30 protein-coding genes, 1 tRNA gene and 2 pseudogenes are annotated in these 25,497 nt (G+C 69.3%); 19 read left to right on the forward strand and 14 right to left on the reverse strand.

Features of this window, described 5'->3' with window-relative positions:
- Window positions 1–55: 55 nt before the first annotated feature.
- Window positions 56–169 carry a hypothetical protein gene (locus OL599_RS26090; RefSeq protein WP_347403228.1) on the forward strand — a complete coding sequence of 38 codons (114 nt, stop codon included), beginning with the start codon at window positions 56–58 and terminating at the stop codon, window positions 167–169.
- Window positions 170–215: 46 nt separating this feature from the next.
- Here OL599_RS26090 and OL599_RS26095 read toward each other — a convergent pair whose 3' ends face one another.
- A complete protein-coding gene (locus OL599_RS26095; protein WP_347403227.1) occupies window positions 216–686 on the reverse strand; it encodes a hypothetical protein in 471 nt (156 codons plus the stop codon).
- Window positions 687–735: 49 nt separating this feature from the next.
- On the opposite strand from OL599_RS26095, the gene OL599_RS23660 reads away from it, so the two are divergent.
- Window positions 736–1,065: a TetR family transcriptional regulator C-terminal domain-containing protein gene (locus OL599_RS23660; RefSeq protein WP_264716508.1), complete on the forward strand. Its 330-nt coding sequence runs from the start codon at window positions 736–738 to the stop codon at window positions 1,063–1,065.
- Between the two features lie 48 nt (window positions 1,066–1,113).
- Here OL599_RS23660 and OL599_RS23665 read toward each other — a convergent pair whose 3' ends face one another.
- Window positions 1,114–1,743 (reverse strand): DNA-3-methyladenine glycosylase, encoded by a 630-nt coding sequence (locus OL599_RS23665; protein WP_264716509.1) that lies wholly within the window; start codon window positions 1,741–1,743, stop codon window positions 1,114–1,116.
- Window positions 1,744–2,347: 604 nt separating this feature from the next.
- A pseudogene (locus OL599_RS23670) lies at window positions 2,348–2,569 on the reverse strand (transposase); the annotation flags it as partial.
- Between the two features lie 286 nt (window positions 2,570–2,855).
- Between OL599_RS23670 and mug the strand changes: the two are divergent.
- Complete coding sequence (gene mug, locus OL599_RS23675; RefSeq protein ID WP_264716510.1) at window positions 2,856–3,380, forward strand: G/U mismatch-specific DNA glycosylase; 525 nt, start codon at window positions 2,856–2,858, stop codon at window positions 3,378–3,380.
- 197 nt (window positions 3,381–3,577) lie between these two features.
- On the opposite strand, the pseudogene OL599_RS23680 reads toward mug, so the two are convergent.
- The 3 genes and pseudogenes from OL599_RS23680 to OL599_RS23690 form a co-directional block, all read right to left on the reverse strand.
- Window positions 3,578–3,898 (reverse strand): annotated as a pseudogene (locus OL599_RS23680) (transposase); the annotation flags it as partial.
- Window positions 3,899–3,917: 19 nt separating this feature from the next.
- Window positions 3,918–4,373 carry a tyrosine-type recombinase/integrase gene (locus OL599_RS23685; protein WP_264716511.1) on the reverse strand — a complete coding sequence of 152 codons (456 nt, stop codon included), beginning with the start codon at window positions 4,371–4,373 and terminating at the stop codon, window positions 3,918–3,920.
- Window positions 4,374–4,509: 136 nt separating this feature from the next.
- Window positions 4,510–4,599: transfer RNA gene (locus OL599_RS23690), tRNA-Ser, on the reverse strand.
- A 201-nt stretch (window positions 4,600–4,800) separates the two neighbouring features.
- Here OL599_RS23690 and rplU point away from each other — a divergent pair.
- The 14 genes from rplU to OL599_RS23760 all read left to right on the forward strand — a co-directional run bounded on the left by rplU (window position 4,801) and on the right by OL599_RS23760 (window position 17,096).
- Window positions 4,801–5,115, forward strand: a complete 315-nt coding sequence (rplU, locus tag OL599_RS23695; RefSeq protein WP_264716512.1) for a 50S ribosomal protein L21 — start codon at window positions 4,801–4,803, stop codon at window positions 5,113–5,115.
- A gap of 12 nt (window positions 5,116–5,127) precedes the next feature.
- On the forward strand, window positions 5,128–5,397 hold the full coding sequence (gene rpmA, locus OL599_RS23700; protein ID WP_264716513.1) for a 50S ribosomal protein L27: 270 nt from the start codon (window positions 5,128–5,130) through the stop codon (window positions 5,395–5,397).
- Window positions 5,398–5,494: 97 nt separating this feature from the next.
- On the forward strand, window positions 5,495–6,505 hold the full coding sequence (obgE, locus tag OL599_RS23705; protein WP_264716514.1) for a GTPase ObgE: 1,011 nt from the start codon (window positions 5,495–5,497) through the stop codon (window positions 6,503–6,505).
- On the forward strand, window positions 6,502–7,617 hold the full coding sequence (proB, locus tag OL599_RS23710; RefSeq protein WP_264716515.1) for a glutamate 5-kinase: 1,116 nt from the start codon (window positions 6,502–6,504) through the stop codon (window positions 7,615–7,617). The genes obgE and proB overlap by 4 nt, the downstream gene beginning before the upstream one ends.
- A 33-nt stretch (window positions 7,618–7,650) precedes the next feature.
- Window positions 7,651–8,922: a glutamate-5-semialdehyde dehydrogenase gene (locus OL599_RS23715; RefSeq protein ID WP_264716517.1), complete on the forward strand. Its 1,272-nt coding sequence runs from the start codon at window positions 7,651–7,653 to the stop codon at window positions 8,920–8,922.
- Window positions 8,922–9,518 carry a nicotinate-nucleotide adenylyltransferase gene (locus OL599_RS23720; protein WP_408886986.1) on the forward strand — a complete coding sequence of 199 codons (597 nt, stop codon included), beginning with the start codon at window positions 8,922–8,924 and terminating at the stop codon, window positions 9,516–9,518. Before OL599_RS23715 ends, OL599_RS23720 begins: the two co-directional genes overlap by 1 nt.
- A gap of 115 nt (window positions 9,519–9,633) precedes the next feature.
- Window positions 9,634–10,080 carry a ribosome silencing factor gene (gene rsfS / locus OL599_RS23725; protein ID WP_264716545.1) on the forward strand — a complete coding sequence of 149 codons (447 nt, stop codon included), beginning with the start codon at window positions 9,634–9,636 and terminating at the stop codon, window positions 10,078–10,080.
- 7 nt (window positions 10,081–10,087) lie between these two features.
- Window positions 10,088–10,537, forward strand: a complete 450-nt coding sequence (locus OL599_RS23730) for a 23S rRNA (pseudouridine(1915)-N(3))-methyltransferase RlmH (RefSeq protein WP_264716546.1) — start codon at window positions 10,088–10,090, stop codon at window positions 10,535–10,537.
- 93 nt (window positions 10,538–10,630) lie between these two features.
- Window positions 10,631–12,160, forward strand: a complete 1,530-nt coding sequence (gene gpmI / locus OL599_RS23735; protein ID WP_264716518.1) for a 2,3-bisphosphoglycerate-independent phosphoglycerate mutase — start codon at window positions 10,631–10,633, stop codon at window positions 12,158–12,160.
- A gap of 47 nt (window positions 12,161–12,207) precedes the next feature.
- Window positions 12,208–13,395 carry a murein hydrolase activator EnvC family protein gene (locus OL599_RS23740; RefSeq protein WP_264716519.1) on the forward strand — a complete coding sequence of 396 codons (1,188 nt, stop codon included), beginning with the start codon at window positions 12,208–12,210 and terminating at the stop codon, window positions 13,393–13,395.
- A gap of 112 nt (window positions 13,396–13,507) precedes the next feature.
- Window positions 13,508–14,896, forward strand: a complete 1,389-nt coding sequence (locus OL599_RS23745) for a S41 family peptidase (RefSeq protein ID WP_264716520.1) — start codon at window positions 13,508–13,510, stop codon at window positions 14,894–14,896.
- Window positions 14,897–14,951: 55 nt separating this feature from the next.
- Window positions 14,952–16,094: a divergent polysaccharide deacetylase family protein gene (locus OL599_RS23750; RefSeq protein ID WP_264716521.1), complete on the forward strand. Its 1,143-nt coding sequence runs from the start codon at window positions 14,952–14,954 to the stop codon at window positions 16,092–16,094.
- On the forward strand, window positions 16,091–16,591 hold the full coding sequence (locus tag OL599_RS23755; protein WP_264716522.1) for an RNA pyrophosphohydrolase: 501 nt from the start codon (window positions 16,091–16,093) through the stop codon (window positions 16,589–16,591). Before OL599_RS23750 ends, OL599_RS23755 begins: the two co-directional genes overlap by 4 nt.
- A 4-nt stretch (window positions 16,592–16,595) precedes the next feature.
- Window positions 16,596–17,096: a CreA family protein gene (locus tag OL599_RS23760; RefSeq protein WP_264716523.1), complete on the forward strand. Its 501-nt coding sequence runs from the start codon at window positions 16,596–16,598 to the stop codon at window positions 17,094–17,096.
- Window positions 17,097–17,154: 58 nt separating this feature from the next.
- Here OL599_RS23760 and OL599_RS23765 read toward each other — a convergent pair whose 3' ends face one another.
- Window positions 17,155–17,883: a PEP-CTERM sorting domain-containing protein gene (locus tag OL599_RS23765; RefSeq protein WP_264716524.1), complete on the reverse strand. Its 729-nt coding sequence runs from the start codon at window positions 17,881–17,883 to the stop codon at window positions 17,155–17,157.
- Between the two features lie 393 nt (window positions 17,884–18,276).
- Window positions 18,277–18,474, reverse strand: coding sequence for a DUF4169 family protein (locus OL599_RS23770; protein ID WP_264716525.1), 198 nt, complete (start codon window positions 18,472–18,474; stop codon window positions 18,277–18,279).
- 50 nt (window positions 18,475–18,524) lie between these two features.
- Between OL599_RS23770 and OL599_RS23775 the strand changes: the two genes are divergently transcribed.
- Complete coding sequence (locus tag OL599_RS23775) at window positions 18,525–19,190, forward strand: dienelactone hydrolase family protein (protein WP_264716526.1); 666 nt, start codon at window positions 18,525–18,527, stop codon at window positions 19,188–19,190.
- Between the two features lie 43 nt (window positions 19,191–19,233).
- On the opposite strand, the gene OL599_RS23780 is transcribed toward OL599_RS23775, so the two are convergent.
- The 4 genes from OL599_RS23780 to petA form a co-directional block, all read right to left on the reverse strand.
- Entirely contained in the window at window positions 19,234–20,136 is a 903-nt protein-coding gene (locus tag OL599_RS23780) for an S-methyl-5'-thioadenosine phosphorylase (RefSeq protein WP_264716528.1), read from the reverse strand.
- A 73-nt stretch (window positions 20,137–20,209) separates the two neighbouring features.
- Complete coding sequence (locus OL599_RS23785; protein WP_264716529.1) at window positions 20,210–20,977, reverse strand: cytochrome c1; 768 nt, start codon at window positions 20,975–20,977, stop codon at window positions 20,210–20,212.
- On the reverse strand, window positions 20,977–22,248 hold the full coding sequence (locus OL599_RS23790; protein ID WP_264716530.1) for a cytochrome b: 1,272 nt from the start codon (window positions 22,246–22,248) through the stop codon (window positions 20,977–20,979). The genes OL599_RS23785 and OL599_RS23790 overlap by 1 nt, the downstream gene beginning before the upstream one ends.
- 57 nt (window positions 22,249–22,305) lie before the next feature.
- Window positions 22,306–22,872, reverse strand: a complete 567-nt coding sequence (petA, locus tag OL599_RS23795; RefSeq protein ID WP_264716531.1) for a ubiquinol-cytochrome c reductase iron-sulfur subunit — start codon at window positions 22,870–22,872, stop codon at window positions 22,306–22,308.
- A 225-nt stretch (window positions 22,873–23,097) separates the two neighbouring features.
- Between petA and hemF the strand changes: the two genes are divergently transcribed.
- On the forward strand, window positions 23,098–23,991 hold the full coding sequence (gene hemF / locus OL599_RS23800) for an oxygen-dependent coproporphyrinogen oxidase (protein ID WP_264716532.1): 894 nt from the start codon (window positions 23,098–23,100) through the stop codon (window positions 23,989–23,991).
- 60 nt (window positions 23,992–24,051) lie between these two features.
- Here hemF and OL599_RS23805 read toward each other — a convergent pair whose 3' ends face one another.
- Window positions 24,052–24,858, reverse strand: coding sequence for a substrate-binding domain-containing protein (locus OL599_RS23805; RefSeq protein WP_264716533.1), 807 nt, complete (start codon window positions 24,856–24,858; stop codon window positions 24,052–24,054).
- The gene (locus OL599_RS23810) at window positions 24,855–25,493 is read right to left on the reverse strand and encodes an ABC transporter permease (RefSeq protein WP_264716534.1); all 639 of its coding nucleotides are present in this window, start codon (window positions 25,491–25,493) and stop codon (window positions 24,855–24,857) included. Before OL599_RS23810 ends, OL599_RS23805 begins: the two co-directional genes overlap by 4 nt.
- Between the last annotated feature and the right edge of the window lie 4 nt (window positions 25,494–25,497).

Below are 25,497 nucleotides of genomic sequence, written 5' to 3' on the forward strand. Positions count from 1 at the left end.
GCCACCGCCGGCGCTGCTCGAACAGCTCAAGCCAGGTGGGCGCCTGATTTTGCCGGTGGGTCCTGCTGAGACGCAGCTTCTCACGGTCATCGACAAGGGCGTGGCTGGAGATATTCGTATTCATGAGCTGATCCCGGTACGGTTCAGCCGGCTCGAGACCATCACCTGATGAAGCCCGTGCGCGTGCCGCTGAGGACACAACACGCAGGGCCCAATCATGGGTCGAAATCGTCACATTTGGTCTCCCGGCCTCGCGCACAGGTCTCATCGGCTTCCAATCGGAGGTCTGGGATTTCAGGCGGCCATCTGGATGATGGCTGGCGACGAAGGCCGTCTGTGCCTGCATCTGGACGACACGGGCGGTGACGAATTGCATCGGGGTCGCCGCACGCGCAGCGACCACAACGCCGAGGGCGAAGATGGCGATCGAGAGCTGATAAACGGCCTTTCGGTCGTAGCGGCCCGCGAGCCAGCGCGTCATAGGCATGATGATGACGCTCGCAGAGATGTACGAAGAAAGCCCAACCGACCTCGTCGTCGGCCATCGACAGCGCGCCCTGGATATGGAGCAAGGTCGCATTGGGCAACGAGATATTGACCGCCTGCATATAGGTCGCCGCCAGAGCCGCGACCGTGATTGCGCGATGGCCGTCGGCTGCAGTGCTCGATGCGAGGGCGGCGCTCACTTGGCCGCCTCCGTCGCGAGCACGGCCTGGAGCGGATGGCGACCGGGTCTTGGACGACGGGCAGCTGTCGATCTATTTCTCGGGCGACGGCCGCCCGCGCGGCTGCTTCGCGACCGGAACAGCAACACCCGAGGCGGTCGAAGATCCTGACATCCGAAGCGCTCTCGCGAAGGGACTGCGTGAGCTCGACACTGATCTCGAAGCGCGTCTCCGACCGGCGCACGAGAGGGGCGAGCTGAAAAATGATGCCGATCCTGCGACGCTCGCGGTGCTCGCATCCGCCACGCTGCACACCATCGCCATCCGCGCCCGCGGGGGCGTCCCCCGTGCCGAACTGATGGAGATTGCGCGCAAGGCGGTGAGTGTGATCTGCGGATGACGGGCGGACACGGGCTGACCGACCTTTCACCCCGTCAAGTCGCCTCTCTCATCCATTGAGTGCCTGCGGACCGCTGACGAACCAATTGCCCCGAACGTAGAATCGCAGCAACCTGTCGGCCGCACGCGTAATGCCGATCCGTTTGCTCTGCCCGATTTCGTCGGACGCCTGACCGTCAGATCCGAGCCACAGCGGACCGGCCCTACAGAGGTCGATCCCGTCCAGCCGGCGATCAATCCCCAGGGCTGCGCTCAGCCGTCCCGGGCCCCGCGCCAGGTCTCGCACCCGCTCGGTGCCGCGATTTCGCTCCATGATCCCGATGCCATCGGTTGGCTCGATCGCCCTGATCAAGACACCCGCGCCCACGCCGGACATCTCGCTCGAGACGTTCAGCATGAACGAGCTGCCATAGGCGAGATAGACATATGCGTGGCCGCGCTCGAGGAAGAGCGCGCGATTGCGCGGGGTCATGCCGCGATAGGCGTGACCCGCGGGGTCGCCGATGTCATATCCCTCGGTCTCGACGATGCGGCCGCCCGCCACGCCTTCGGCCAGCATCCGCACGAGCATCTTGCCGATGAGAAAACGAGCGAGCTGGACGGTATCGACGGGCAGTTCTGCCCGGTCCAGTACGCGCGGGTGCGCCACTGCCGCGCCGATTTCACCCCATCCGCTCAACCCAATCCGCGCGCGAAGGTCCCGGCTCGAACGGGTCGGCAAAGTACTGGGTCTCGCGGGCCACCTTGCCATCCAGGAACTCCATGACACTCACCGAATAGGACGGTCGACCATCATAGGCGAGGATGAATTCCGTGACCCAGAGGTCGCCCGTGCCAACGATTCGGCGCACCCTGAAGCGCTTGCAGTTCGGCTGCGCGAGGCGAGAGGCCCGGATGTTGTGCCGGCCCCTGATGCGCTCGCCCGATTGCGGGTACTCGAGCAGCGCGTCGTCTCGGTATATGTCGTGCTCAACGTCGAAGTCATTTGCATCCGAGGCGGCCCAGTGGCGATTGAGTGCCTCTCGAATCTCATTCTCATCCATCGTGCTACTCCCGTTCCCGGTCATTGAGGCCCGGCCGCACCGTGCCACCGCATGTTGACCGCCCACGCGAATCCGATCACGAACGCCTTGGCAAAGGGAAACACGTCCAAACCGACATTTCCCGGATGGGCGGCCTAGCCGCCCCTTCCGAGAGTAGCTGTAGGTCAGGCTTGACGTGATATTCAACCCGGCATTCCCCTGATGAACGGCCAACTCGACCGTCACGAGGGGATGATAGCCATCCTCGTAACCAGCGAGGCGGCCGAACACGGACTGCCGAAGCAGGCCGGTCAGTGGGTGACGGGTGTTTCTGCCCCTGCGACCGTCCGACAGAACCGCGTCGGCCAGATCGATCAGCGCGAGTGCATCGTCGCGTTCGCCGTAGGCAAGCAATCCAGCGTCGGAGGCGATACGGCTGCAGTGGAATTCCAGCTTCAGCCGCCGGTCGAAATCGACCCGCAGAGCGGCATCATTCGATTCACCGCCGAGTGTTCCATGCGTCCGCCACCATCCCCATGGCGACACGCTGATATTCGTGGCGGACTCGGCAGATTCGTACAAGCCGAAAGGTGCCCATCCGGGTAATCCGGGTTCACGGCGACGACCAAGACCCCGCGACGCGCAAGCAAGGGGATCTCGGGCTTGCGTCTCGTCGAGGCCGTCGGCGTGACGCGATCGACACTGGCGGATTTGCCAAGGAAGCGCCGGAAGATCAACCTCGGCTCTTGCTGGATTTGTGAAGCAAGACATGGCCGATACGCTCCCGGATATCATCGCCGGACGCCTTGTGGTGGTCTTCTGCGGGATCAATCCCGGAATGACTGCGGCCGCCGCAGGGCATCATTTTGCCGGAAGAGGCAATCGCTTCTGGCGCGTGATCCATCTCGCGGGCTTCACACCGGACGAAATCCTTCCCGAGAACGACCGCACGATCCTGCAGCACCGATGTGGCCTGACAGCGGTGGTTAACCGGCCGACGACGCGGGCGGATCAACTGTCGGCACAAGAATTCATCGCTGCCGCTGCGCATTTCGAACAAAAGATCGCGCACTATGCGCCACGCTTCGTCGCTTTTCTCGGCAAGGCGGCCTATTCCGCACTGTCCGGTCAACGAGAAATCGCCTGGGGATCTCAGCCGGTCGCCTTTGGTGGTGCTGCGGTGTGGATTCTGCCCAACCCCAGCGGGCGAAATCGCTCGTTCACCCTCGGTCAGCTGGTCAGTGCCTACCGTCAACTTTATCTGGCGGCAGACCCGGGCCAACGGCCGACATAAATCGTCGAAAGCGTATCGGCCGCTACGTGCCGAGACACAGCCAATAGGTGTGAATTCCAACCAGCAAAAACGGAGGGAACTGATGCAGATTCTCTTCATCAGCGATGTGGTCGACAGAACCGGCGTGGGTGGGATCACCAAGCATCTGCCTTGAGGAGGCTCTGCCGTCATTCTGGGCTGGCGAAAGCTAGAGGGTGTTATGAACCTGCGGCAAGCAGTGCGGCCTGTTTGGGCATGAGGCATGCGAAGGCGACGGTGTGCAGTCCGGCCAGGGTCGTAGCGTAGCGCTCGTAGTCCTTGACCAGTCGCCTGCATCGTGTGGCCCAGGCGAAGGAGCGTTCCACCACCCAGCGGCGGGGCAGCAGCACGAAGCCTCGCTTGGCCTCTGACAGCTTGACCACCTCAAGCTCTATACCGTGGACCTTTGCTGCGGCGGTTGGTTTGGCGCCGATGTAGCCTTGATCGACGAAGGCGATATCGACGGTGTCCCCGGGCGCCTCCTGCACGGCTTCAGCCAGTCAACCAACCGCGGTAATCTCAGTGATGGGCAGCTTGCCCAGGGATGGGAAAGACGTATGCCTCCAGGCTATCGAGGACGTCCTTGCCATGTCGCTCGGTCCAGGTCGGCAGGTTGCGAGCGTGCCAGTCCCGGGCGATCGCCTCGAAGGTCCCGGATAGGTCGCTGCCGGCGGGCCGGCGAAGCCTTTTCTCTAGTCCCGGGTCTTTCCCCGTCCGCAGGAGCGCCTTGACCGCGTCGCGTTGCTCACGGACGTGGGCCACGCCGACGCTCGGATATGGGCCGAACGAAAGGAATTCTTCCTTTCCCTGGAACGTATACCGCATGCGCCAGAGTTTGCTGCCGGTCGGGGTGATGAAAAGCACCAGACCAGCCGAGTCGGTCAGCTTATACGCGCGGTTCTTTGCCTTGGCCGCCTTGACGCCCGCACCAGTGAGCGCCCCCATCTCCTTCCCCGATACCCCGGTCACGCTCATCCGATACCCCGCAAAATACCCGCCGACTGGCGTGATCGGGCGGGTAGTGGGATGATGGAGCAGGGCGATAATACTCGCTAAAGCCTTCAAAAGCCAGGCTTCGCGGGATCTTGCGGGTATCGGCGGGAAGCGGATCTGGCGGAGAGGGTGGGATTCGAACCCACGGTACCCGTAAGGGCACAACGGTTTTCGAGACCGTCCCGATCGACCGCTCCGGCACCTCTCCATTCCAAGCGGGCGCCGCCTTATAGGGAGTGCCGCGCCGGGCCGCAACGCTGCTTGCGCATGATCGCGGCGCCTATTGCGTTGACAGCGCTGATGTCCGCGCTATAACCCGCGCTCCCCGGCGGCAGGACCCCCTGCCCGCCGACGTTATCTACTTGTCCGGGGCAGCGCGCCGGCGGACGAGCGACAGGATGCCAGACCGATGTTCGCAGTGATCCGCACCGGCGGAAAACAGTACCGCGTCACCCCGAACGCCGTGCTGAAGGTTGAGAAGCTCGAGGCCGAGCCCGGCGCTTCCGTCACCTTCACCGACGTGCTCGCCGTCGGCAATGACGGGAACCTCGTGATCGGCGCCCCCACCGTGGCCGGCGCCTCCGTCACCGCGACCGTGATCGCCCAGGACCGGCTGGACAAGATCGTCATCTTCAAGAAGCGTCGCCGGCAGAACAGCCGCCGCAAGAACGGCCACCGCCAGCACGTCACCGTGCTGCGCGTCGCCGAGATCTCCGCGGCGTAAGGAGACACCCCCATGGCACATAAAAAGGCGGGCGGCTCGTCCCGCAACGGGCGCGATACCGAAGGCCGGCGCCTCGGCGTGAAGAAGTTCGGCGGCGAGAGCGTCGTCGCCGGCAACATCATCGTCCGCCAGCGCGGCACCAAGATGAAGCCGGGCCGCAATGTCGGCCTGGGCAAGGACCACACGATCTTCGCGCTGGTCGATGGCCAGGTGAAGTTCGAGCGCCGGGCCGACGACCGCGTGCAGGTGTCCGTGGCACCGTTGCCGGCCGCCGCCGAGTAACGGCGCCGCGCCCCATTTTGCTATCCGGACGGGGGTCGGCGCCAGCCGGCCCCCGTTTTCGTTTCCGCTCCACCTCCGCCCCACCTTCGGCATCACCATGAAATTCCTCGACCAGGCCAAGATCTACTGCCGCTCCGGCGACGGGGGCGACGGCGTGGTCGCGTTCCGGCGCGAGCGCTTCATCGAGTTCGGCGGCCCGGATGGCGGCGACGGCGGGCGTGGCGGCAATATCGAATTCGAGGCCGCCGAGAACCTGAACACCCTCATCGACTTCCGCTACACCCAGCATTTCCGCGCCCCCAAGGGCGGCAACGGCGCCGGCGCGGACCGCACCGGGGCCGGGGCGAAGGACGTGGTGATCAAGGTCCCCATCGGCACCCAGATCTTCGACGACGACAAGGAAACGCTGCTGGCCGACCTCGACACGCCCGGCAAGCGCGTGGTGCTGCTGCGCGGCGGCGATGGCGGCTTCGGCAACGCGCATTTCAAGACCTCCACCAACCGCGCCCCGCGCCGTGCCGACAAAGGCTGGCCGGGCGAGGAGCGCTGGGTGTGGCTGCGGCTGAAGCTGATCGCCGATGCCGGGCTGGTCGGGCTGCCCAATGCCGGCAAGAGCACGTTCCTCTCCGTCGTCTCCGCCGCCAAGCCGAAGATCGCCGACTACCCCTTCACCACCCTGCACCCCCAGCTCGGCGTCATCCGGCTGTCGATGACGCAGGAATTCGTCATGGCCGACATCCCCGGCCTGATCGAGGGCGCGCATGAGGGCGCCGGGCTGGGCGACCGCTTCCTCGGCCATGTCGAACGCTGCGCCGTGCTGCTGCACCTCATCGACGGGTCTGCGGGCCACGTGGTCAAGGCCTGGCGCACCGTACGTGCGGAACTCGCCGGCTACGGCGGCGGCCTGGCCGAAAAACCCGAGATCATCGCCCTCAACAAGGCCGATGCCATGACCCCGCGCGAGATCGCCGCCCGCAAGGCTGCCCTCGAGAAGGCGTCCGGCCGCAAGGTGATGGTCGTCTCCGGCGTCTCCGGCCACGGCGTGCCGGAGGTGCTCGGCGCGCTCTGGGCCGAGATCGAGCGGGCCCGGGCGGAGCGCATGAAGTGATCCCCACGCTCGGCGCCGCCCGCCGCCTCGTCATCAAGATCGGCAGCGCGCTGGTGGTGGATCAGGCGAAGGCCGCGCCGCGCATGGCCTGGCTGAACGGCGTCGCCGCCGACATCGTCGCCCTGCGCGCCCGCGGCACCGATGTCATCGTCGTCAGCTCCGGCGCCATCGCGCTGGCCCGGCGTTCCCTGAAGCTCACCAGGAAGACCTTGCGGCTGGAGGAGAAGCAGGCCGCCGCCGCGGTCGGCCAGATCCGGCTGGCGCAGGCCTGGACCGAAGCCCTGCACGCCCACGGCCTGACCGCCGCCCAGCTGCTGCTGACGCTCGACGACACCGAGGACCGCCGCCGCTACCTCAATGCCCGCGCCACGCTCACCACCCTGCTCGGCCTGTCCTGCGTGCCCGTCATCAACGAGAACGACAGCGTCGCCACCGCCGAGATCCGCTTCGGCGACAACGACCGCCTGGCCGCGCGCGTGGCCGAGATGGTGCAGGCCGACCAGCTCGTGCTGCTGTCGGACATCGACGGGCTCTACACCGCCGATCCCCGCCGCGACCCGACCGCCGCCCATATCCCTGTCGTGGAGGCGATCACGCCGGCGATCGAGGCGATGGGCGGCGAGCCCCCGCCCGGCTATTCCAGCGGCGGCATGCGCACCAAGCTGGTGGCCGCCCGCATCGCCACGGGTGCCGGCTGCGCCATGGCCATCGCCGTGGGGAACGTGGACCACCCGCTGCAGGCGCTGGCCGACGGCGCCCGCTGCACCTGGTTCCTGGCCGCCCCCGAGGGGCGGTCGGCACGCAAACGCTGGATCCTCGGCACACTGCAACCGCAGGGCAACCTGACAGTGGACGCCGGTGCCGCCCGCGCGCTGGCGCAAGGCCGCTCGCTGCTGCCCGCCGGCGTACGCGCCCTCGACGGCGCCTTCGCCCGCGGCGACGCGGTGGTGGTGCAAGGCCCCGACGGCGCGGCCCTGGCCCGCGGCCTGTCGGCCTATGCCAGCGCCGACGCCGCGCGCATCATCGGCCACCGCAGCGTCGATATCGAGGCGATCCTGGGGTGGCGGGGCCGCGATGAGATCATCCACCGCGACGATCTGGTGCTGCTGTAGCGCGCACGGCACAATCGAACGGGGTAACGCCGCATGCATGTTGACAGTGATGGCACCACCGATTGGCTGCGCAGCGCCGCCGTGTCCGCCCGCGCCGCCTCGGTGGCGCTCGCCCGCATGCCGGAAGCCGCCCGCAACGACGCCCTGCGCGCCGCCGCCCGGGCGCTGCGGGCTCGCGCGGCGGAGATCGTGCAGGCCAATGCCGCCGACCTCGTCGCCTTCGATGCCGCCGGCGGCACCGCTGCCTTCCGCGACCGGCTCGCCCTCACCCCCGCCCGCGTCGACGCGATGGCGCAAGGGCTGGACGACATCGCCGCCCTGCCCGACCCACTCGCCCGCACCCTGGCCGACTGGACCCGCCCGAACGGCCTGCGCATCCGCCGCATCGCCGCCCCCATCGGCGTCATCGGCATGATCTACGAAAGCCGCCCGAACGTAGGCGCGGACGCCGCCGGACTGTGCCTGAAGGCCGGCAACGCCGTGATCCTGCGCGGCGGGTCGGACAGCTTCCACTCCGCGCGCAGCATCCACGCCGCCGTCACCGAGGGCCTGTGCGCCGCCGGCGCGCCAGAGGCCGCGGTGCAGGTGCCGCCGAGCACCGACCGGGCCTATGTCGCGGCCATGCTGGGGGCCGCCGGGCTGATCGACCTGATCATCCCGCGCGGCGGCAAGTCCCTGGTGCGGCGCGTGCAGGCGGAAGCGCAGGTCCCGGTGCTCGCCCACGCCGAAGGACTCTGCCACACCTACGTGCACGCCCAGGCCGACCCGGACATGGCGCGGCGCATCGCCGCCAACGCCAAGATGCGCCGCCCCGGCGTCTGCGGCGCCACCGAAACCCTGCTGATCGACGCCGCCGTCGCCCCCGCGCTGCTGCCGCTGATCGTCGCCGACCTGCGCGCCCTGGGTTGCGATTTTCGCGCCGACGCCCGCGCCCGCGCCATCGTCGCGGACCTGCGCGCCGCCGGCGACGCCGATTTCGACACCGAATGGCTGGACGCCATCCTGTCGGTCGCCGTGGTCGACGGCGTGGACTCGGCGATCGCGCATATCCTGCGCCACGGCAGCGAGCACACCGACGCCATCGTCACCGAAGACGAAGCGGCCGCGATGCAATTCCTGCGCGGCATCGACTCGGCGGTGGGCATCTGGAACGCCTCCACCCAGTTCTGCGACGGCGGCGAGTTCGGCTTCGGCGCCGAGATCGGCATCGCCACCGGCCGCATCCACGCCCGCGGCCCGGTGGGGCTCGAGCAGCTCACCACCTTCCGCTACGTCGTCACCGGCAACGGCCAGGTGCGTCCCTGATCCCGCGATTCGGCAGCCGCCGGCGCGGGTGGATCGGCCTGCTGGGCGGGTCGTTCAACCCCGCCCATGAGGGCCACGCGCATGTGGCCCGGCTGGCGCGCCGCCGGCTGCGGCTGGACCAGGTGTGGCTGCTGGTCTCGCCGGGCAATCCGCTGAAGCCCACGCGCGGCATGGCGCCCTTCGCCGAGCGCCTGGCCTCGGCCCGCGCCATCGCCGACGGGCGGCGCATCGTCGCCACCGGCATCGAGGCGCAGCTGGGCACCCGCTACACCGCCGACACGCTGCGCGAGCTGCGCCGCCGCTTCCCACGCCTGCGCTTCGTCTGGCTGATGGGGGCCGACAATCTGGCGCAACTGCCGCGCTGGCACCACTGGCGCGCCATCGCCGCCGACGCAGCGTTTGCCGTCATGCCGCGGCCTACCTACAATCACCGCGCGCTTGCGGGGCTGGCGGCCCGGCGGCTGCGCGGTGCGCGGCATCCGGCGCATACGGCCCCGGCCTTGGCGGGCATGGACCCGCCGGCCTGGGTGTTTCTGCCCGCGCCACAGAATACGGCCTCCGCCACCGCCATCCGCGCCGCCGCATCGGGAGTATAGGACCATCGCCAGAAAGCCGCCCGCTCCGCCCACGGAGCCGCCGAAGAGCACCGCCAAGCTGGCCACGCCGCTGCGCAAGCGGGCATCGCCGCGCAAGCCGGTAGCCGCCGCGCCGCTGCCCGCGACGCCGGGCACCCCGCGCAAGAAGGCCGCCGCCGCGGGTCCCGTGCCCAGCGCGGCCAAGCGCCCGCGCGCAAAGGCCATCGAGCCGTCGCGGCTCGAGCAGCTGCAGCGGGTGATCGTCGCCAGCCTGGAGGACGACAAGGCCGAAGCCATCGTCACGCTGGACCTGGAAGGCCGCGCCGCCTTCGCCGACCGGATGGTGATCGCAACCGGCCTCGCCGACCGCCAGATCACCGCCATGGCGACGCATCTGGAGGAGAAGCTGCGCGAGGCCGGGCTGAAGCGCGTGCAGATCGAGGGCGCGGCCGGCTCCGACTGGGTGCTGATCGACGCCGGCGACATCGTCGTCCACCTGTTCAAGCCGGAGGCGCGGACCCTGTACGGCCTGGAACGGATGTGGGGCGCCGAGCTGGACGAGGAACAGCCCAGCCCTGTCTGACCCGCTCCTGGTCGTGGTCGGCCGGCTGGGCCGCGGCCCGGAGGCCGAGCTGTTCGCCCGCTACAACGACCGCGTGCGCCCGAAGCTGCGCGTGACCGAGATCGCCGAGGCCCGCGGCAGCGCCGCCGAGATCAAGCGCCGCGAGGCCGTGGCCCTGTTGGCGGCCGTGCCGGCCGGGGCGTTCGCCGTCGCCCTCGACCTCGGCGGCCGCGTGCTGGACAGCGAATCCTTCGCCGCCCAGCTGACGCGCTGGCGCGATACCGGCAAGCAGCTCTGCTTCCTGATCGGCGGCGCCGAAGGCCTTGACGCATCGGTGATCGCGCGCGCCGACCAGGTCCTGTCGCTGGGGCCGCTCACCTGGCCGCATCTGCTGGTGCGCGTGCTGCTGGCCGAGCAACTGTTCCGCGCCCGTGCCATCGCCGCCGGCCATCCCTACCACCGGGCCGGCCGGCCTTGAGCCCCCTGTCCCCCACCCCACCGCGGCCCAATCCCATTGTTCACGTGGTCGCATAGCGGTAGGGAACACCCGGCCGTTCCGCAGGAGTCCCCGATGCCCCCCACACCGCGCCCCGTCATGCTCGTGATCCTCGACGGCTGGGGCTGGCGGGAGGACACGGCGGACAACGCCGTGCGCCAGGCCCGCACGCCGAATTTCAGCCGCCTGTGGCAGACCTGCCCGCACGCCTTCCTGGGCGCGAGCGGCCTGGATGTCGGCCTCCCGGCGGGGCAGATGGGCAACTCCGAAGTCGGGCACCTCAACATCGGCGCCGGGCGCGTGGTGATGCAGGACCTGCCGCGCATCGGCCAGAGCGTCGCCGACGGATCGCTGCGCACGCGCCCGGCGCTGCTGGACCTGATCGCCAAGCTGAAGGCCTCCGGCGGCACCTGCCATCTGCTTGGCCTGGTCTCGCCCGGCGGCGTGCATTCCCACCAGGACCACGGCGTCGCCCTGGCGCGCGCCGTCGCCGCGGCCGGCATCCCGATCGTGGCGCACGCCTTCACCGATGGCCGCGACACGCCGCCCCGCTCGGCCGGCGAGGACATCCGCCGCTTCCTCGCGGCCCTGCCGGACGGCGTGCGGATCGCCACCGTCAGCGGCCGCTACTACGCCATGGACCGCGACAAGCGCTGGGACCGCGTCGCCAAGGCCTACATGGCCATCGCCGAAGGCCAGGGCCCCAGCTTCGCGGATGCCGCCAGCGTGGTGGACGCCGCCTATGGCAGCGGCGTCACCGACGAGTTCGTGGTGCCGGCCGTCGTCGCCGACTACCGCGGCATGAAGGACGGCGACGGCATATTGTGCTTCAATTTCCGCGCCGACCGCGTGCGTGAGATCCTCGGCGCCCTGGTCGATCCCGCCTTCACCGGCTTCGAGCGCCCGCGCCGCATCGCTTTCGCCGCCGCGGCCGGCATGACCAGCTACAGCGACGCACTGGCGCGCCATCTCGGCGTGCTGTTCCCGCCGCAGACCATGGACAACCTGCTCGGCCAGGTCGTCGCCCGCGCCGGCCGCACCCAGCTGCGCATGGCCGAGACGGAGAAATACGCGCACGTCACCTACTTCCTGAACGGCGGCGAGGAGACGCCCAACCCCGGCGAGGACCGCATCATGGTCCCCTCGCCCAAGGTCGCGACCTACGACCTTCAGCCCGAGATGTCCGCGCCTGAGCTGGCCGACAAGGCCGTCGCCGCCATCGGGTCCGGCAAATACGATCTGATCGTGCTCAATTTCGCCAATCCCGACATGGTTGGCCACACCGGCAGCCTTGCCGCCGCCATCAAGGCCGTGGAAACCGTGGACGCCGGCCTGGGCCGCATCGCCGACGCCATCACCGCCGCCGGCGGCGCCCTGTTGGTGACCGCCGACCATGGCAACTGCGAAATGATGCGCGACCCCGCCACCGGCGGCCCCCACACCGCCCATACCACCAACAAGGTCCCGGTCCTGCTGCTCAGCAACCCCGGCGCCCCCCTGCATGACGGCCGCCTGGCCGACATCGCCCCCACCCTGCTGCAGCTGCTCCGGCTGCCGCAGCCACCGGAGATGACGGGCCGGCGGCTGACGGAGCCGACTGCGTGAGAGAAGGAAGGCCGGGGACGTCGCCCCCCGGCCTCCTCTTGCTCACATTGCTGGCCACGACCGCGGCTGCCCCGCCGACCCAGCAGCAGGTGCAGGAGGCGGAACGGGCGCGAGCGGCGCAGATCGAGGCACAGCGGGCGGCGGAGGCGCAGGCGGCGGCGGCGCAGGCGGAGGAGCGGCGGCTGGGGGCGGCGCGGGTGGAAGCGGCGGCCCGGCTGCGGGAGCTGGAATCGGCCACCGAGGCGGCGGCGGCGCGGGTGGAGGCACTGGCGCAGCGGCGCGCGGCGGCCCAGGCCCGATTGGCGGCGCGGGCGGCGGACATCGCACCGCTGCTGCCCTTGATCGAGCGCCTGAGCCTGTATCCGGCGGAAACGCTGCTGGCGGTGCCGATGCCGCCGGAGCAGTCGGTGCGTGGGGTTCTGGTGCTCGGCGGCATCGCCCGGCAACTTGAGACGGAGGCGGCGGCGCTGCGGGCCGAGCAGGCCGAGGTCGCGGCGTTGCAGGCGCAGCTCGATGCCGAGATGCCGAAGCTGGCGGCGGCCCAGGCGGCCCAGGCGCAGGCCGAGGCAGCGTTGGATGCGCAGATCGCGGCGGCACGCGAGGCGCGGCGCGTGGCCGAGGATGCAGGCGCCGAGGCGGCGCGCCGGGCGGCGGCCGAGGGGGCGCGGGCGACCAATCTGCGCGCGGCGATCGCGAAGATCGAGGCGGAGCGCCGCGCCGCCGAAGCCCGCGCGAAGGCCGAGGCCGACGCCGCCGAGCGCCAGAAGCGCGAGGCGGAAGCGAGTGCCGCGCGGGCCCGGCAGGAGGCGCTGGCGCGTCCGGCCGGTCCTGGGGTGGGCGCGCCGCGCGGCGTGCTGACGGCGCCGGTGGCCGGAACCGTGGTGCGCGGCTTCGGCGAGCCGACGGAGGCGGGGCCGGCGCCGGGCCTGTCCTACGCGGCGCCGCCAGGCGCGCGGGTGGTGTCGCCCTGTGGCGGGCGGGTGGTTTTTGCCGAACCGTTCCGCAGTTTTGGGCTATTGTTGATCGTGGATTGCGGTGGCGGTTACCATTTTGTCCTGTCGGGGTTCGATCGCCTGGACGTGCAGGTGGGACAATCCGTGCAGGCCGGGGAGCCGGTGGGGGTGATGCCCAACTGGGACCCGCGCGGCTCCGCCCCCCGTCCATCGCTGTATGTTGAGTTGCGCCGGGACGGCCAGCCGGTGAATCCGGCTCCGTTCTTGCGTGCAAAGAGCTAGCATTCTTGCCTATGACTATTCTCAGCCTACCTGAATATGCCCGATACCGCGAGCGGCCTGACCGGTCGCGGCTCTGCGGGAAGCTGTGCTGAACGCACAAGGGGAATTGCATATGAAGCTTCGCACTGGGCTGTTGCTGGGTGCCGCGTTCACCGCGGGTATTGCCCTTGGCCCCATCGCCGGCACACTTGAGCGGCAACTCGGCGTTTCGATCTTTCCGGCAGCGCTGGCCCAGGATGGCGGCCGCGCCGACACCTATCGCCTCTTGTCGCTGTTCGGCGACGTGTTCGAGCGCGTGCGCGCCGAGTATGTCGAACCGGTCAACGACCGCGAGATGGTCGAGAACGCCATCAACGGCATGCTCACCGGGCTTGATCCGCACAGCAACTACATGAACGCCAAGTCGTTCCGCGACATGCAGGTGCAGACCCGCGGCGAGTTCGGCGGGCTGGGCATCGAGGTCACCCAGGAGGGCGGCTATATCCGCGTGATCAGCCCGATCGACGACACCCCGGCCAGCCGCGCCGGCGTCAAGGCCGGCGACCTGATCCTGGCGCTGGACGGCAAGACCGTGCAGGGGTTGAGCCTGAACGAGGCGGTCGACAAGATGCGCGGCGCGCCGAACAGCAAGATCACCCTGACCATCAAGCGGACCGGCGTCGATACGCCGCTCCAGCTGTCGATGCAGCGCGAGGTGATCCGCATCCAGGTGGTGAAGTCGCGGCTGGAGGGTGGCGACATCGGCTATATCCGCGTGACCAGCTTCAACGAGCAGACCGAAGCCGGGCTGCGCAAGGCGTTCCAGACGCTGAAGCAGCAGGCGGGCGACCATCTGCGCGGCATCGTGCTGGACCTGCGCAACAACCCCGGCGGCCTGCTCGACCAGGCGGTGGCGGTGTCCGACGACTTCATCTCGCAAGGCGAGATCGTGTCCACCCGCGCCCGCCACGCCGAGGACAGCCAGCGCTGGAACGCCAAGGACGGCGACATCACCGGCGGGCTGCCGGTGGTGGTGCTGATCAACGGCGGCTCCGCCTCGGCCAGCGAGATCGTGGCCGGCGCCCTGCAGGATCATCGCCGCGCCGTCCTGATCGGCACCCGCAGCTTCGGCAAGGGCAGCGTGCAGACCGTGATTCCGCTGCCCGGCAACGGCGCCATGCGGCTGACCACGGCGCGCTACTACACGCCGTCCGGCCGGTCGATCCAGGGCCTGGGCATCGCGCCGGACATCGAGGTGCAGTCCAGCCGCACCGAGGCGCCGCATTTCGGACCAGAGCGCGAGGCGGACCTGAAGGGGGCGCTGAGCAACACCGGCGGCACCCCGGCCGACCAGGGCCCGCCGGCGCGCACCGACCTGCCGCCGATCGCCAAGCAGGTCCCGAAGCTGCCGCCGGAAGGCGCGCCGACTTACGACCCGACCAAGCCGGAGACCGACTTCCAATTGCAGCAGGCGCTGTCGGTGGTCCGCGCGATGCCGCTGAGCAAGCGCGCATCGCGTTGACCGGCGTTCGGCTCGGCCGGACGTCCGGCGGCGCGTGACGCCGGCGGCGGGAACGATGGAGCAGCAAGGCCGATGGCGATCGGTCCTGGGTGTCCTGGCGCTGTTCTGGGGCAGCGTGGCGCTGCTCGCAGGCGGCGGCGCGGCGGTGCTGCAGGTGCTGGGGCCACCGCCCGAAGCGGTGCCAGCGGCCGCGCCCAAAGCGGCACGCACGACCGCGCGCGCCGCACCGGCACCCACGACACCGGCGCCCGCTACACCGGCGCCGGACGCAGCTGCGCCTCCTGCGCCCGGCCCGGCCAAACCGCCGCCGGCAAGGGCCGCCATCGTCGTCGTGCCGCACCCCGGCGCACCGGTGCCGCCGCCGGATCCTGCCTTGCTGGAGCCCTCGCCCGCCTACCGGGGCGCCAGCCTGCCCCGCATCGGACCAGGGCGGCGGCTGCCGCTGCAGACCTACGCCGCCGGCTACGATCCCGCCGACCCCAGGCCGCGCATCGCGGTGCTGCTGTCGGGCCTCGGCATGTCGGAGCAGGACAGCGAGGAAGCGATCCGGACCTTGCCCCCGGCCGTGTCCTTCGCCTTTTCGCCCTATGCCTTGCGGCCGGACCGGCTGCTCGAAGCCGCGCGCGCCCGCGGGCACGAAGCCCTGCTGTCGATCCCGATGGAGCCGCAGAACTATCCGCTCAACGACGCCGGCAGCTACGCCCTGTTGACCAGCCTGAGCCAGGGCAACAACGCGCTGCGGCTGGAATGGGCGCTGTCGCGCATCGCCGGCTATGTCGGGGCGACCGGCGGTCTGGGCCGGCTGCACGGGGAACGCTTCGCCGACGCGCGCGAGCAGATGGGCGCGGTTCTGGAGGAGCTGGCGAGCCGCGGGCTGCTGTATGTCGATCCCCGGCCCGGCGCCCGCCCCTTCGCCGGCGACGGGCTGCCGCCGCAGCGCAGCGTCGACTTGATGATCGACGCGCCGCCGGTCCGCACCGAGATCGAGGCGAAGCTGGCGCAGCTGGAGCAGCTCGCGCGCGATCGGGGCAACGCGCTCGGCCTGGCCGACACGCCGCTGCCGGTGACCACCGAGCGGATCGCCGCCTGGGCGGCCACGCTGTCGCAGCGCGGCTTCGTGCTGACCCCCGTGAGCGCCCTGATAGCAGCGCCTCCGCACGCCGACCCGCAATCCGGCGAGACGAGTACCCCACGATGAGCCCGATCGATCCCGAGACCCTGCCCTACCGCCCCAATGTCGGGGCGGTGCTGTTCGGCCCGGGCGGCCGCGTGTTCGTCGCCCGCCGCGCCGACCTGCCGAACGCCGAAGGCGCGGCCGGCGGCTGGCAACTGCCGCAAGGCGGCATCGACGCGGACGAGGACCCGCGCGGCGCCGTGCTGCGCGAACTGGCCGAGGAGATCGGCACCGACCGGGCCGAGATCATCGGCGAGCACCCGGACTGGCTGACCTACGACCTGTCGCGCGAGCTGGTCGGCACGGCCCTGGGGGGACGCTATCGCGGCCAGAAGCAACGCTGGTTCGCCCTGCGTTTCCTCGGCACCGACGCCGACATCCGCCTGGACCTGGACCCGCACCCGGAATTCGACGCCTGGCGCTGGGCCGAGCTGGCCGAGCTGCCGGGGCTGGCGATCCCGTTCAAGCGGCCGATCTACGACGTGCTGGCGTTGTCCTTCGCCCGCTTCGCCGGTGGATGAGGCAATGCGGAGCAGGCGATCGCGCCCGGCCCTGCGCAGGGGGCCGCTCGCCGCCGCGCTGCTGGCGGGCCTGCTCGCCCCGGCCCTGGCCGCTGACGGCCCGGCGCGCATCGGCACCGTCGACACCACCTTCCGCCTGGTCGGCCGCAATGACCGGATCGTGGTGGACCGCTACGACGATCCGCGGGTGGATGGCGTGTCCTGCTACGTCTCGCGCGCCGAGACGGGCGGCATCTCCGGGTCGCTGGGCCTGGCAACGGACCCCAGCCGCTTTTCCATCGCCTGCCGCGCCACCGGCCCGGTGACGATCAAGGAGGGGCGGCTTCCCGCCAACGAGATCGTGTTCGGCGAAAAGGCCAGCCCGTTCTTCAAGGAGATCCGGGTGTCCCGCCTGTACGACCAGGAGAAGCGGGTGCTGGTCTACCTGGTCTGGTCCACGTTGAACCTTGCCGCCGGGGGCAGTGCGTTCAACAGCGTGACCGCCGTGCCGCTGGACACGCGGTAGAAACGAAAACGGCGGCCCCGAGGGACCGCCGTCTGGAAAGGAGAGACCGTGCGCCGGATCAGACGCGGCGCCGACGACGGACCACCGCGCCAAGAGCGACCAGACCCACGCCGAGCAGCGAGAGGGAGGCCGGCTCGGGAACGCAGGTCTGCGTCTGATCGCAGCCCGGGGTATAGCCGTATGTCACACCTATAGTTATGTCCGCGGTTGTGTTCAGCGTGCTGTTGACGTTGCCGCCACCGCCTGATGAACCCTGGAACGTCGTTGTGCTGACCCCGATCAGGCTCTCCCCGCCGCCGACGATTTCCCAGCCAGCGTCAATACCGGCACCGGTCAGCGTGATCACGCCAGTGGTGGCGTTCTTGCTAAAGGGGCCGAAGGTCACGACGCCCTGCGAAGGAACGTTGGTGAAGCCTTGTGACGCCGACGGATTCAGCGCCGAGCCGGCCGCGTTGAATGACCCGGGACCACCGCTGATGCTCAGTGCGCTGCTGATCTGGAAGGTGAAGGTTTGCGGGTTCGCGGAGGTGTTGGTAAGCGTGCCGCCGGTATTCCACTGGTCGCTGATCGTGAACGTCACTGTATTCAGAGTGCCCAGCGCCGAATCGAACAGCGGCAGGAGAAGCGTCGTGTTCAACTCCGTCGTCAAAGTCCCCGTCGTAATCGGGTTCGTGTTCGTGCAGGAGAAAAGGTCGCAGGTCAGATTCGGGCTTGCCTGAGCTGAGGCGCCGAACAGGCCGGCTGCGGCAACGATCGCGAGGCTCGCAGTCTTGACCAACATACGCATGAGCTCAGTCTCCCTTGACGCAAAACTCGATCAATCTTGATCACGGCCCGCGAGCGGTGCAGACGACGATCATCTCTGGGTTCCTGTTAGCAAGCGGCGTGCCAGGAATTTTTGGTCAGTTTTTTCAATATGTTGATCAGTTCGATCGGTCTTCGGATCACGGGACTGTAAAAATTCCCGACTCCGTGACGGCCGTGGCCAGCGGCCTCGTGGCGAGGCGTTCGTTCGCGGTTCCGGATGACCGCCGAATCAGGCCGCCTCTCGCGTCCCGACCACCGGGACGGCGGATGGCCCGCTCAGCTCGATCGGATGGGGCGGGCAACGATCAAAATCATGTAAAGAACTCTGACAACGGGACGGCCTCGCGTCCGACCGCCGCACGCACCCGTCTGATCAGGATCCCTTGTCCGGTTCCGGGGCCGGCAGGCGGGCCCCATCCAGCAATGCCCGGCGCCGCTCTTCCGCCCCTCTGTCGACCACCTTCTGCGCACCAGTACGGCCGTGCCGCACCCGGTTCTCCCGCGCGGCCGCGTCCGCCTCGGCGCGCGCCTGCCGCTTGCGCGCCTGGCGAAGGTTGACGATCTCTGCCATCCCGCCATCCTGCGGGCCGAACGACGCCACGACAAGAGAGGACCGCGCACATGGGCAGCTTCATCCACCTCACCGCCGCCGATGGCCACAGGCTCGCGGCCTGGCAGGACGGTCCGGCGGACGCGACGCACGGGCTGGTGGTCGTGCAGGAAATCTTCGGCGTGAACGACCACATGCGCCATGTCTGCGCGGCCTTCGCCGCCGCCGGGTACGGCGTCGTCGCCCCGGCCCTGTTCGACCGCGCCGAGCGCGGCGTGGAGCTCGGCTACACCCCTGACGACATCGCCCGTGGGCGCGACCTGCGCGCCAAGGTGCCGGACGCCGGCGTGGTCGCCGACATCGAAGCCGCCGCCGCCGCGATCCCGGGCCGCAAGCTCGGCATCGTCGGCTATTGCTGGGGCGGCACCGTCGCTTGGTGGGGCGCCACCCGCACCAACCGCTTCGCCGCCGCCATCGGCTGGTACGGCGGCGGCATCGCCGCGAGCCGCACGGAAGCGCCGCACTGCCCGGTGCAACTGCATTTCGGCGAAAAGGACGCCAGCATCCCCCTTGCCGACGTGGACGCCATCCGCGCCGCCCAGCCGGGCGTGGAAATCTTCGTCTATCCCGGCGCCCAGCACGGCTTCGGCTGCGACGAACGCGCCAGCTACAGCGCCCCCGACGCCAATGTCGCCCTGGCCCGCACCCTGACCTTCCTCACCAGACACCTGGCCTGACCCGACCGCCGGCGACGAGGGCGGCCCCCCGCCCCGCCGGCTGTCACCCGCCCGCCAGCACCCGCCCGGCCACCGCGTCGAGCTTCGCCATGAGGGCGGGGTCGCGCTGGGCCGGGGCGGTGATGATGGCGTGGTCGAGGGCCCGGTCGCAGCCGGCGGAGCATGGCCCGCGCTCGGCGCCCAGCGCCGGAACCACAGCCTTGACCAGCGCCCGGGCATTCTCCGCGTTGCCCAGCAGCACCCTCACGACCGCCTCGACCGTCACGTGGTCGTGGTCGGGGTGCCAGCAATCGTAATCCGTCACCATCGCCACGGTGGCGTAACAGAGCTCCGCCTCGCGCGCGAGCTTGGCCTCCGGCATGTTGGTCATGCCGATGACGCTGCAGCCCCAGGACCGGTATAGCGCGCTCTCCGCCTTGGTGGAGAATTGCGGGCCCTCCATCACCAGATAGGTGCCGCCGCGCGTCACCGGCAGACCGAGCCCGCGGGCAGCGCCTTCCAGCGCGTCGCCCAGGCGCGGGCAGACCGGGTGGGCCACCGACACATGCGCCACGCAGCCTTCGCCGAAGAAGCTCTTCTCGCGCGCGAAGCTACGGTCGATGAACTGGTCGACGATGACGAAATGGCCCGGGGGCAGCTCTTCCTTCAGGCTGCCCACCGCCGAAAGCGAAAGCACGTCCGTGCAGCCGGCGCGCTTCAGCGCGTCGATGTTGGCGCGATAGTTCAGATGGCTGGGCGAGAGCGGATGGCCGCGGCCATGGCGCGGCAGGAACACGCAGCGCACCCCGGCCAGCGTGCCTTCCAACAACGCGTCCGACGGATCGCCCCACGGCGTCGTCACGCGACGCCAGGCTTTGTCCTCGAGCCCGTCGATGTCGTACAGCCCGGAGCCGCCGATGATGCCGATCACCGGCTTGATCCGGTCCGGCGCGCGCGTATCTGGCATATGATGTCCCTCGAAACGAAACCGCCGCATCTTGTCGGATGCGGCGGTCGGTGGTCAGGCGATGCGATAGATCTCAGTGATGCACGTCGGCCCAGACCTTGCGCTTCACCGCATAGGTGATGCCGGTCATGAACACCAGGAACAGGACGATCTTCACGCCGATCCGCTTGCGATCCTCCATCTCCGGGCTTGCCATGTAGGTCAGGAAGGTCGCGACGTCGCGCGCCATCTGCTCCTGCGTGGCGGGGGTGCCGTCGGCATAGGTCACCTGGCCGTTCTGCAGCGGCTGCACCATGGCGATCTGGTTGCCGGGGAAGTACTTGTTGTAGTTCATCCCGTCGCCCAGCTTCATGCCCGCCGGCGGTTCGGAGTAGCCGTTGAGCAGGGCATAGATGTAGTCGGCCCCCCCCTCGCGCGCCTTCTCGATCAACGACAGGTCAGGCGGCAGCGCGCCATTCATGGCCGCACGCGCGGCGTTCTCGTTGGGGAACGGCGAGTGGAAATGGTCGGACGGCAGGCCCGGGCGCTCGGCCGGCTGGCCGTCCTCGCCGATCGTGGGCACGCTGACGCTGGCGGCGATGGCGGCGATCTGCCCGTCGGACAGGCCGATGCCCTTCAGGTCGCGGTAATAGCCCAGCTTCAGCGAGTGGCAGTTGGCGCAGACTTCCTTGTAGACCTGGAAGCCGCGCTGCGCGGCCGCGCGGTCATAGGTGCCGAACGGGCCATCGAAGGTCCAGCGCTGGTGCGGCAGCGGCGCGGTGGTCACCTCCTCGGCCCGGGCCGGCCCGATGGAGACCGCCGCGGCAAGAGCTGCGATCGCGGCGAGAGGAAACAGACGCATCAGACCTTCTCCATCGGCTTGGCGGCGGCGCCACCGGGCAGCGGGCCTCCACCGCCTGCGATCACGGGCCGGCTGATGCTCTCCGGCAGCGGCAGCGGCCGCTCCAGCTTGCCCAGGATCGGCAGGATCACCAGGAAGTGCAGGAAGTAGTAAGCGGTGCAGACCCGGCCCAACACCACCCAGATGCCTTCCGGCCGGTGCGCGCCCACCATGCCGAGAACGATGCAGGAGATCACCAGCAGGAACAGGAACTGGCGGTAGATCGGGCGGAACTTGCAGCTGCGCACCGGGCTGGTGTCCAGCCACGGCAGCACGAACAGCACCGCGATCGCGCCGAACATCATCACCACGCCGCCCAGCTTGTTCGGCACCGAACGCAGGATGGCATAGAACGGCAGGAAGTACCATTCGGGCACGATCTCCGCCGGCGTCACCAGCGGGTTGGCGGGGATGTAGTTGTCCGGCGCCGAGAAGAAGTCCGGCGCGAAGAACACCAGCACGGCGAACACCAGCAGATAGACGCACATGCCGACGCTGTCCTTCACCGTGTAGTACGGATGGAACGGCAGCGTGTCCTGCGGGCCCTTCACCTCGATGCCCAGCGGGTTGTTCGACCCGGTGACATGCAGCGCCGCCACATGCAGGAACACCACGCCGACCAGCACGAACGGCAGCAGGTAGTGCAGGCTGAAGAAGCGGTTCAGCGTCGGGTTGTCCACCGAGAACCCACCCCACAGCCAGGTGACGATGCTGTCGCCCACCAGCGGAATGGCCGAGAACAGGTTGGTGATGACGGTCGCGCCCCAATAGGACATCTGGCCCCAGGGCAGCACGTAGCCCATGAACGCGGTCGCCATCATGAGCAGCAGGATCACCACGCCGATGATCCACAGCAGCTCGCGCGGCGCCTTGTAGGAGCCGTAGTAGAGGCCGCGGAAGATGTGGATGTAGGTGACGATGAAGAACATCGACGCCCCGTTGGCGTGCACATAGCGCAGCAGCCAGCCGAAGTTCACGTCGCGCATGATGCGCTCGACACTGTCGAACGCCATGCTGACATGGGGGGTGTAGTTCATCGCCAGGAAGATGCCGGTGACGATCATGATCATCAGGTTGACCATCGCCAGCGCGCCGAAATTCCAGAAGTAATTGAAATTCTTCGGCGTCGGAAAAACCCCGTACTCCTTCTGCATCATCGTGAAGATGGGCAGACGGCTGTCGACCCAATTGATGACGGGGTTGGTGAACTCGCTCTTATGCAAGCCGGCCATATGCATGTGCTCCGGAGACGGCGTGACGCCGGGCGATCGCGTGCGCGACCGCCCGGATCAGCCGATCTTGATCTTCGTGTCAGTCTCGAAAGCGTAGGGCGGAACCGCCAGGTTCGCCGGCGCGGGCCCGTGACGCACGCGGCCCGATGTGTCGTACTGGCTGCCATGGCACGGGCAGAACCAGCCGCCAAACTCGCCACGGTTGTCGGAGGGCTTGTTGCCGATCGGCACGCAGCCCAGATGCGTGCAGATCCCGACCACCACCAGCCACTGGTCATGCCCGGGCTTGACGCGGGCCTTGTCCGCTTGCGGATCGATCAGCTGGCTCAGCGGCACGCTCTCCGCCGCCTTGATCTCCTCCGGCGTGCGATGCCGCACGAACACCGGCTTGCCGCGCCACACCGCGGTGATCGCCTGGCCGGCCTGGATCGGGGTCAGGTCCACGTCGATGGAGGACAGCGCCAGCACGTCCTTGGACGGGTTCATGCTGTCGATCACCGGCCACGCCATGGCGCCGACACCGACGGCGGCCCCCGCGCCCGCCACGAGTTTCAGGAAGTCCCGCTTGGTGACCTCCTGCCCCGCATGGGCACCCCCATGTGACCCGGGTGCGGTCGCAGTCATCGAATCGGCCATCGTTACCTCGTTCCGCCAGACATAGGGCCGACATGCGACGAATCACCGGCCCGGCGGCACCTTGTGGCACCACCTGGCGGCCAGACTCGACCTCTTGCCGGGAAATCCCAACACTAGTGCGCCATTCTAGGCCCCGCACTTCGCCCCTGCAACATGCCGTCTGCACAGTCTAGCTTGCACGCCCGCTTCCCCAGCCAGCCCGGAACCCGCCCCATGCCCGACGCCATTCCCGCCCCGCCGCACATCGCCCTGAAAGACGCCGCCCGCGGCTGGTTCGAGACCCTGCGCGACCGCCTGTGCGCCGCCTTCGAGGCGATCGAGGACGCGCAGCAAGGCCCCCTCGCCGACCGCGCCCCGGGGCGCTTCGCCCGCACCGCCTGGGACCGCCCCACGCCGGACGGCACGCCCGGCGGCGGCGGCGTGATGAGCGTCATGCGCGGCCGGGTGTTCGAGAAAGTCGGCGTCAACGTCTCCACCGTCTGGGGCGAGTTCAGCCCGGAATTCCGCAGCCAGATCCCCGGCGCCGAGCAGGACCCGCGGTTCTGGGCCAGCGGCATCTCACTGGTCGCGCACATGCAAAGCCCGCTGGTGCCGGCCGCGCATTTCAACACGCGCATGCTGGTCACCACGAAAGGCTGGTTCGGCGGCGGCGGCGACCTCACGCCCATGCGTCTCGACACGCCCGAGTCGCAGGCCGACGCCGCCCGCTTCCACGCCAGCTTCCGCGCCGCCTGCGACCGCCACGACCCGGCCTATTACCCGGACTTCAAGGCGTGGTGCGACCGCTACTTCTTCCTGCCCCACCGCAACGAGCCGCGCGGCGCCGGCGGCATCTTCTACGACCACCACTTCTCCGGCGACGCCGCCGCCGACTTCGCCTTCACCCGCGATGTCGGCCAGGCCTTCCTCGACATCTATCCGGACATCGTCCGCACCCGCATGCACGCGCCATGGACGCCGGAGGAGCGCGAGCACCAGCTGGTCCGCCGCGGCCGCTACGTGGAATTCAACCTGATCCACGACCGCGGCACCCTGTTCGGCCTCAAGACCGGCGGCAATGTCGAGGCCATCCTGATGAGCCTGCCGCCGGAAGCGCGGTGGCCCTGATGCCGGCATCGCGCAAAACCAAGAATCATAGCGGGGTCATCCTTTATGACCCCGCTATGATCACGGATGCGGCGCGTCCGCGTCCGGGTGGAACAGCTGCTCGCCGGCCACGACATAGGCGCCGATCGCCGCCTGCCCCACCGGGCCGGCCAGCCACTCGGCCAGGCGCCGCGCCGGTTCCACCTTCACCGAAGGATGTTTTTCCGGGTTGATCTGGATCACGTCGTAGCGGTTCAGCAGGCGCGCATCGCCGCGCACCAGCTCCACCAGGTTGCGCCGGTTGGCAAAAGCCAGCCAGGTGCCCCGGTCGGTCAGCGTCACCGCGTCCAGCCCGGCCGCCACGTTCAGCGCCGCCCCCATGCCGCCGCCGATATCGCGGTACCAGTCCTGCCCGGCGGGATCGATGCCGGCCAGCTTCCACAGCCGTTTCTCCAGCGCATCCGTGCCGCTGTTGTCGCCGCGCGAGACGAACGGGGCGCGGGCGGCGGCCACGGCTTTCAGCGCCGCCACGGCGTCCTTCGATCCGCCGATCCCGGCCGGATCGGATTTCGGGCCGACGAGCAGGAAATCGTTCCAGGCAATCTCGCGCCGGAGGATGCCGTGGCCCGCGGCGATGAAGCCCGCTTCGGCCTCGGGGTCGTGCACCAGCACCAGGTCGGCGTCACCCCGCGCCGCGGTGGCCAGCGCTTGGCCGGTACCCTGCGCCACCACCTTCACGTCGATCCCCGTCTGCGCCGTGAACACCGGCAGGATGCGCGCCAGCAGCCCGGAATTCTCCACCGAGGTGGTGGACGCCAGCACGATCGACTCGGCCTGCGCCGCGCCTACCCAGCACAGCATGGCCAGCGCCGCCAGAATCGCCCTCATCGCTTTCCCTCGCCCAAAGCCAGCACGGTGGCACTCACTGTCACGCTGATGCCGATCAGCACGCAGCCCAGCGCCAGGGCCAGCTCCAGGTTCCCCTTGCTGGTCTCAAGCACGATCGTCGTGGTCATCACGCGGGTGTAGCCGGCGATATTGCCGCCCACGATCAGCACGGCGCCCACCTCGGACACGGTGCGGCCGAAGCCGGCCAGCACGGCGGTGGTCAGCGTGCGGCGGCTCAGCGCCAGCAGATGCGGCAGCGCCTGCAGCCGGCTGGCGCCGCAGGATTGCAGGGTGCGGCCGAACTCCACCCAGCGCGCCTCCAGCGCCCGATGCGCCAGCGCCGCGACGATCGGGGTGGCCAGAATCGCCTGCGCCACCACCATCGCGCCGGGCGTGAACAACAACCCCAGCCGGCCCAGCGGCCCGGCATGCGACAGCAGCAGATACAGCACCAGCCCCACCACCACCGGCGGCAGACCCAGCAGCGCGTTCACCGCCACCACCACGGCGCGGCGGCCGGGAAAGGGAACCATCGCCAGCACGGCAGCCAGCGGAATGCCGAGTGCGGCCGCCAGCGCCGTCGCCCCGAGGCTGACCGCCAACGACAGCCCGACGGTGGGCAGGAACGACTCCATCAGG

The sequence above is a fragment of the Limobrevibacterium gyesilva genome (assembly GCF_025989185.1).
Lineage (GTDB): Bacteria > Pseudomonadota > Alphaproteobacteria > Acetobacterales > Acetobacteraceae > Limobrevibacterium > Limobrevibacterium gyesilva.

Excerpts from the sequence above, each read along its gene's own strand:
- mug (WP_264716510.1), top strand. The coding sequence starts at position 2,856 with ATGGCCGATACGCTCCCGGATATCATCGCCGGACGCCTTGTGGTGGTC.
- OL599_RS23685 (WP_264716511.1), bottom strand. The coding sequence starts at position 4,373 with ATGAGCGTGACCGGGGTATCGGGGAAGGAGATGGGGGCGCTCACTGGT.
- rplU (WP_264716512.1), top strand. The coding sequence starts at position 4,801 with ATGTTCGCAGTGATCCGCACCGGCGGAAAACAGTACCGCGTCACCCCG.
- rpmA (WP_264716513.1), top strand. The coding sequence starts at position 5,128 with ATGGCACATAAAAAGGCGGGCGGCTCGTCCCGCAACGGGCGCGATACC.
- obgE (WP_264716514.1), top strand. The coding sequence starts at position 5,495 with ATGAAATTCCTCGACCAGGCCAAGATCTACTGCCGCTCCGGCGACGGG.
- OL599_RS23715 (WP_264716517.1), top strand. The coding sequence starts at position 7,651 with ATGCATGTTGACAGTGATGGCACCACCGATTGGCTGCGCAGCGCCGCC.
- gpmI (WP_264716518.1), top strand. The coding sequence starts at position 10,631 with ATGCCCCCCACACCGCGCCCCGTCATGCTCGTGATCCTCGACGGCTGG.
- OL599_RS23745 (WP_264716520.1), top strand. The coding sequence starts at position 13,508 with ATGAAGCTTCGCACTGGGCTGTTGCTGGGTGCCGCGTTCACCGCGGGT.
- OL599_RS23750 (WP_264716521.1), top strand. The coding sequence starts at position 14,952 with ATGGAGCAGCAAGGCCGATGGCGATCGGTCCTGGGTGTCCTGGCGCTG.
- OL599_RS23755 (WP_264716522.1), top strand. The coding sequence starts at position 16,091 with ATGAGCCCGATCGATCCCGAGACCCTGCCCTACCGCCCCAATGTCGGG.
- OL599_RS23760 (WP_264716523.1), top strand. The coding sequence starts at position 16,596 with ATGCGGAGCAGGCGATCGCGCCCGGCCCTGCGCAGGGGGCCGCTCGCC.
- OL599_RS23765 (WP_264716524.1), bottom strand. The coding sequence starts at position 17,883 with ATGCGTATGTTGGTCAAGACTGCGAGCCTCGCGATCGTTGCCGCAGCC.
- OL599_RS23770 (WP_264716525.1), bottom strand. The coding sequence starts at position 18,474 with ATGGCAGAGATCGTCAACCTTCGCCAGGCGCGCAAGCGGCAGGCGCGC.
- OL599_RS23775 (WP_264716526.1), top strand. The coding sequence starts at position 18,525 with ATGGGCAGCTTCATCCACCTCACCGCCGCCGATGGCCACAGGCTCGCG.
- OL599_RS23780 (WP_264716528.1), bottom strand. The coding sequence starts at position 20,136 with ATGCCAGATACGCGCGCGCCGGACCGGATCAAGCCGGTGATCGGCATC.
- OL599_RS23785 (WP_264716529.1), bottom strand. The coding sequence starts at position 20,977 with ATGCGTCTGTTTCCTCTCGCCGCGATCGCAGCTCTTGCCGCGGCGGTC.
- OL599_RS23790 (WP_264716530.1), bottom strand. The coding sequence starts at position 22,248 with ATGGCCGGCTTGCATAAGAGCGAGTTCACCAACCCCGTCATCAATTGG.
- petA (WP_264716531.1), bottom strand. The coding sequence starts at position 22,872 with ATGACTGCGACCGCACCCGGGTCACATGGGGGTGCCCATGCGGGGCAG.
- hemF (WP_264716532.1), top strand. The coding sequence starts at position 23,098 with ATGCCCGACGCCATTCCCGCCCCGCCGCACATCGCCCTGAAAGACGCC.
- OL599_RS23805 (WP_264716533.1), bottom strand. The coding sequence starts at position 24,858 with ATGAGGGCGATTCTGGCGGCGCTGGCCATGCTGTGCTGGGTAGGCGCG.
- OL599_RS23810 (WP_264716534.1), bottom strand. The coding sequence starts at position 25,493 with ATGGAGTCGTTCCTGCCCACCGTCGGGCTGTCGTTGGCGGTCAGCCTC.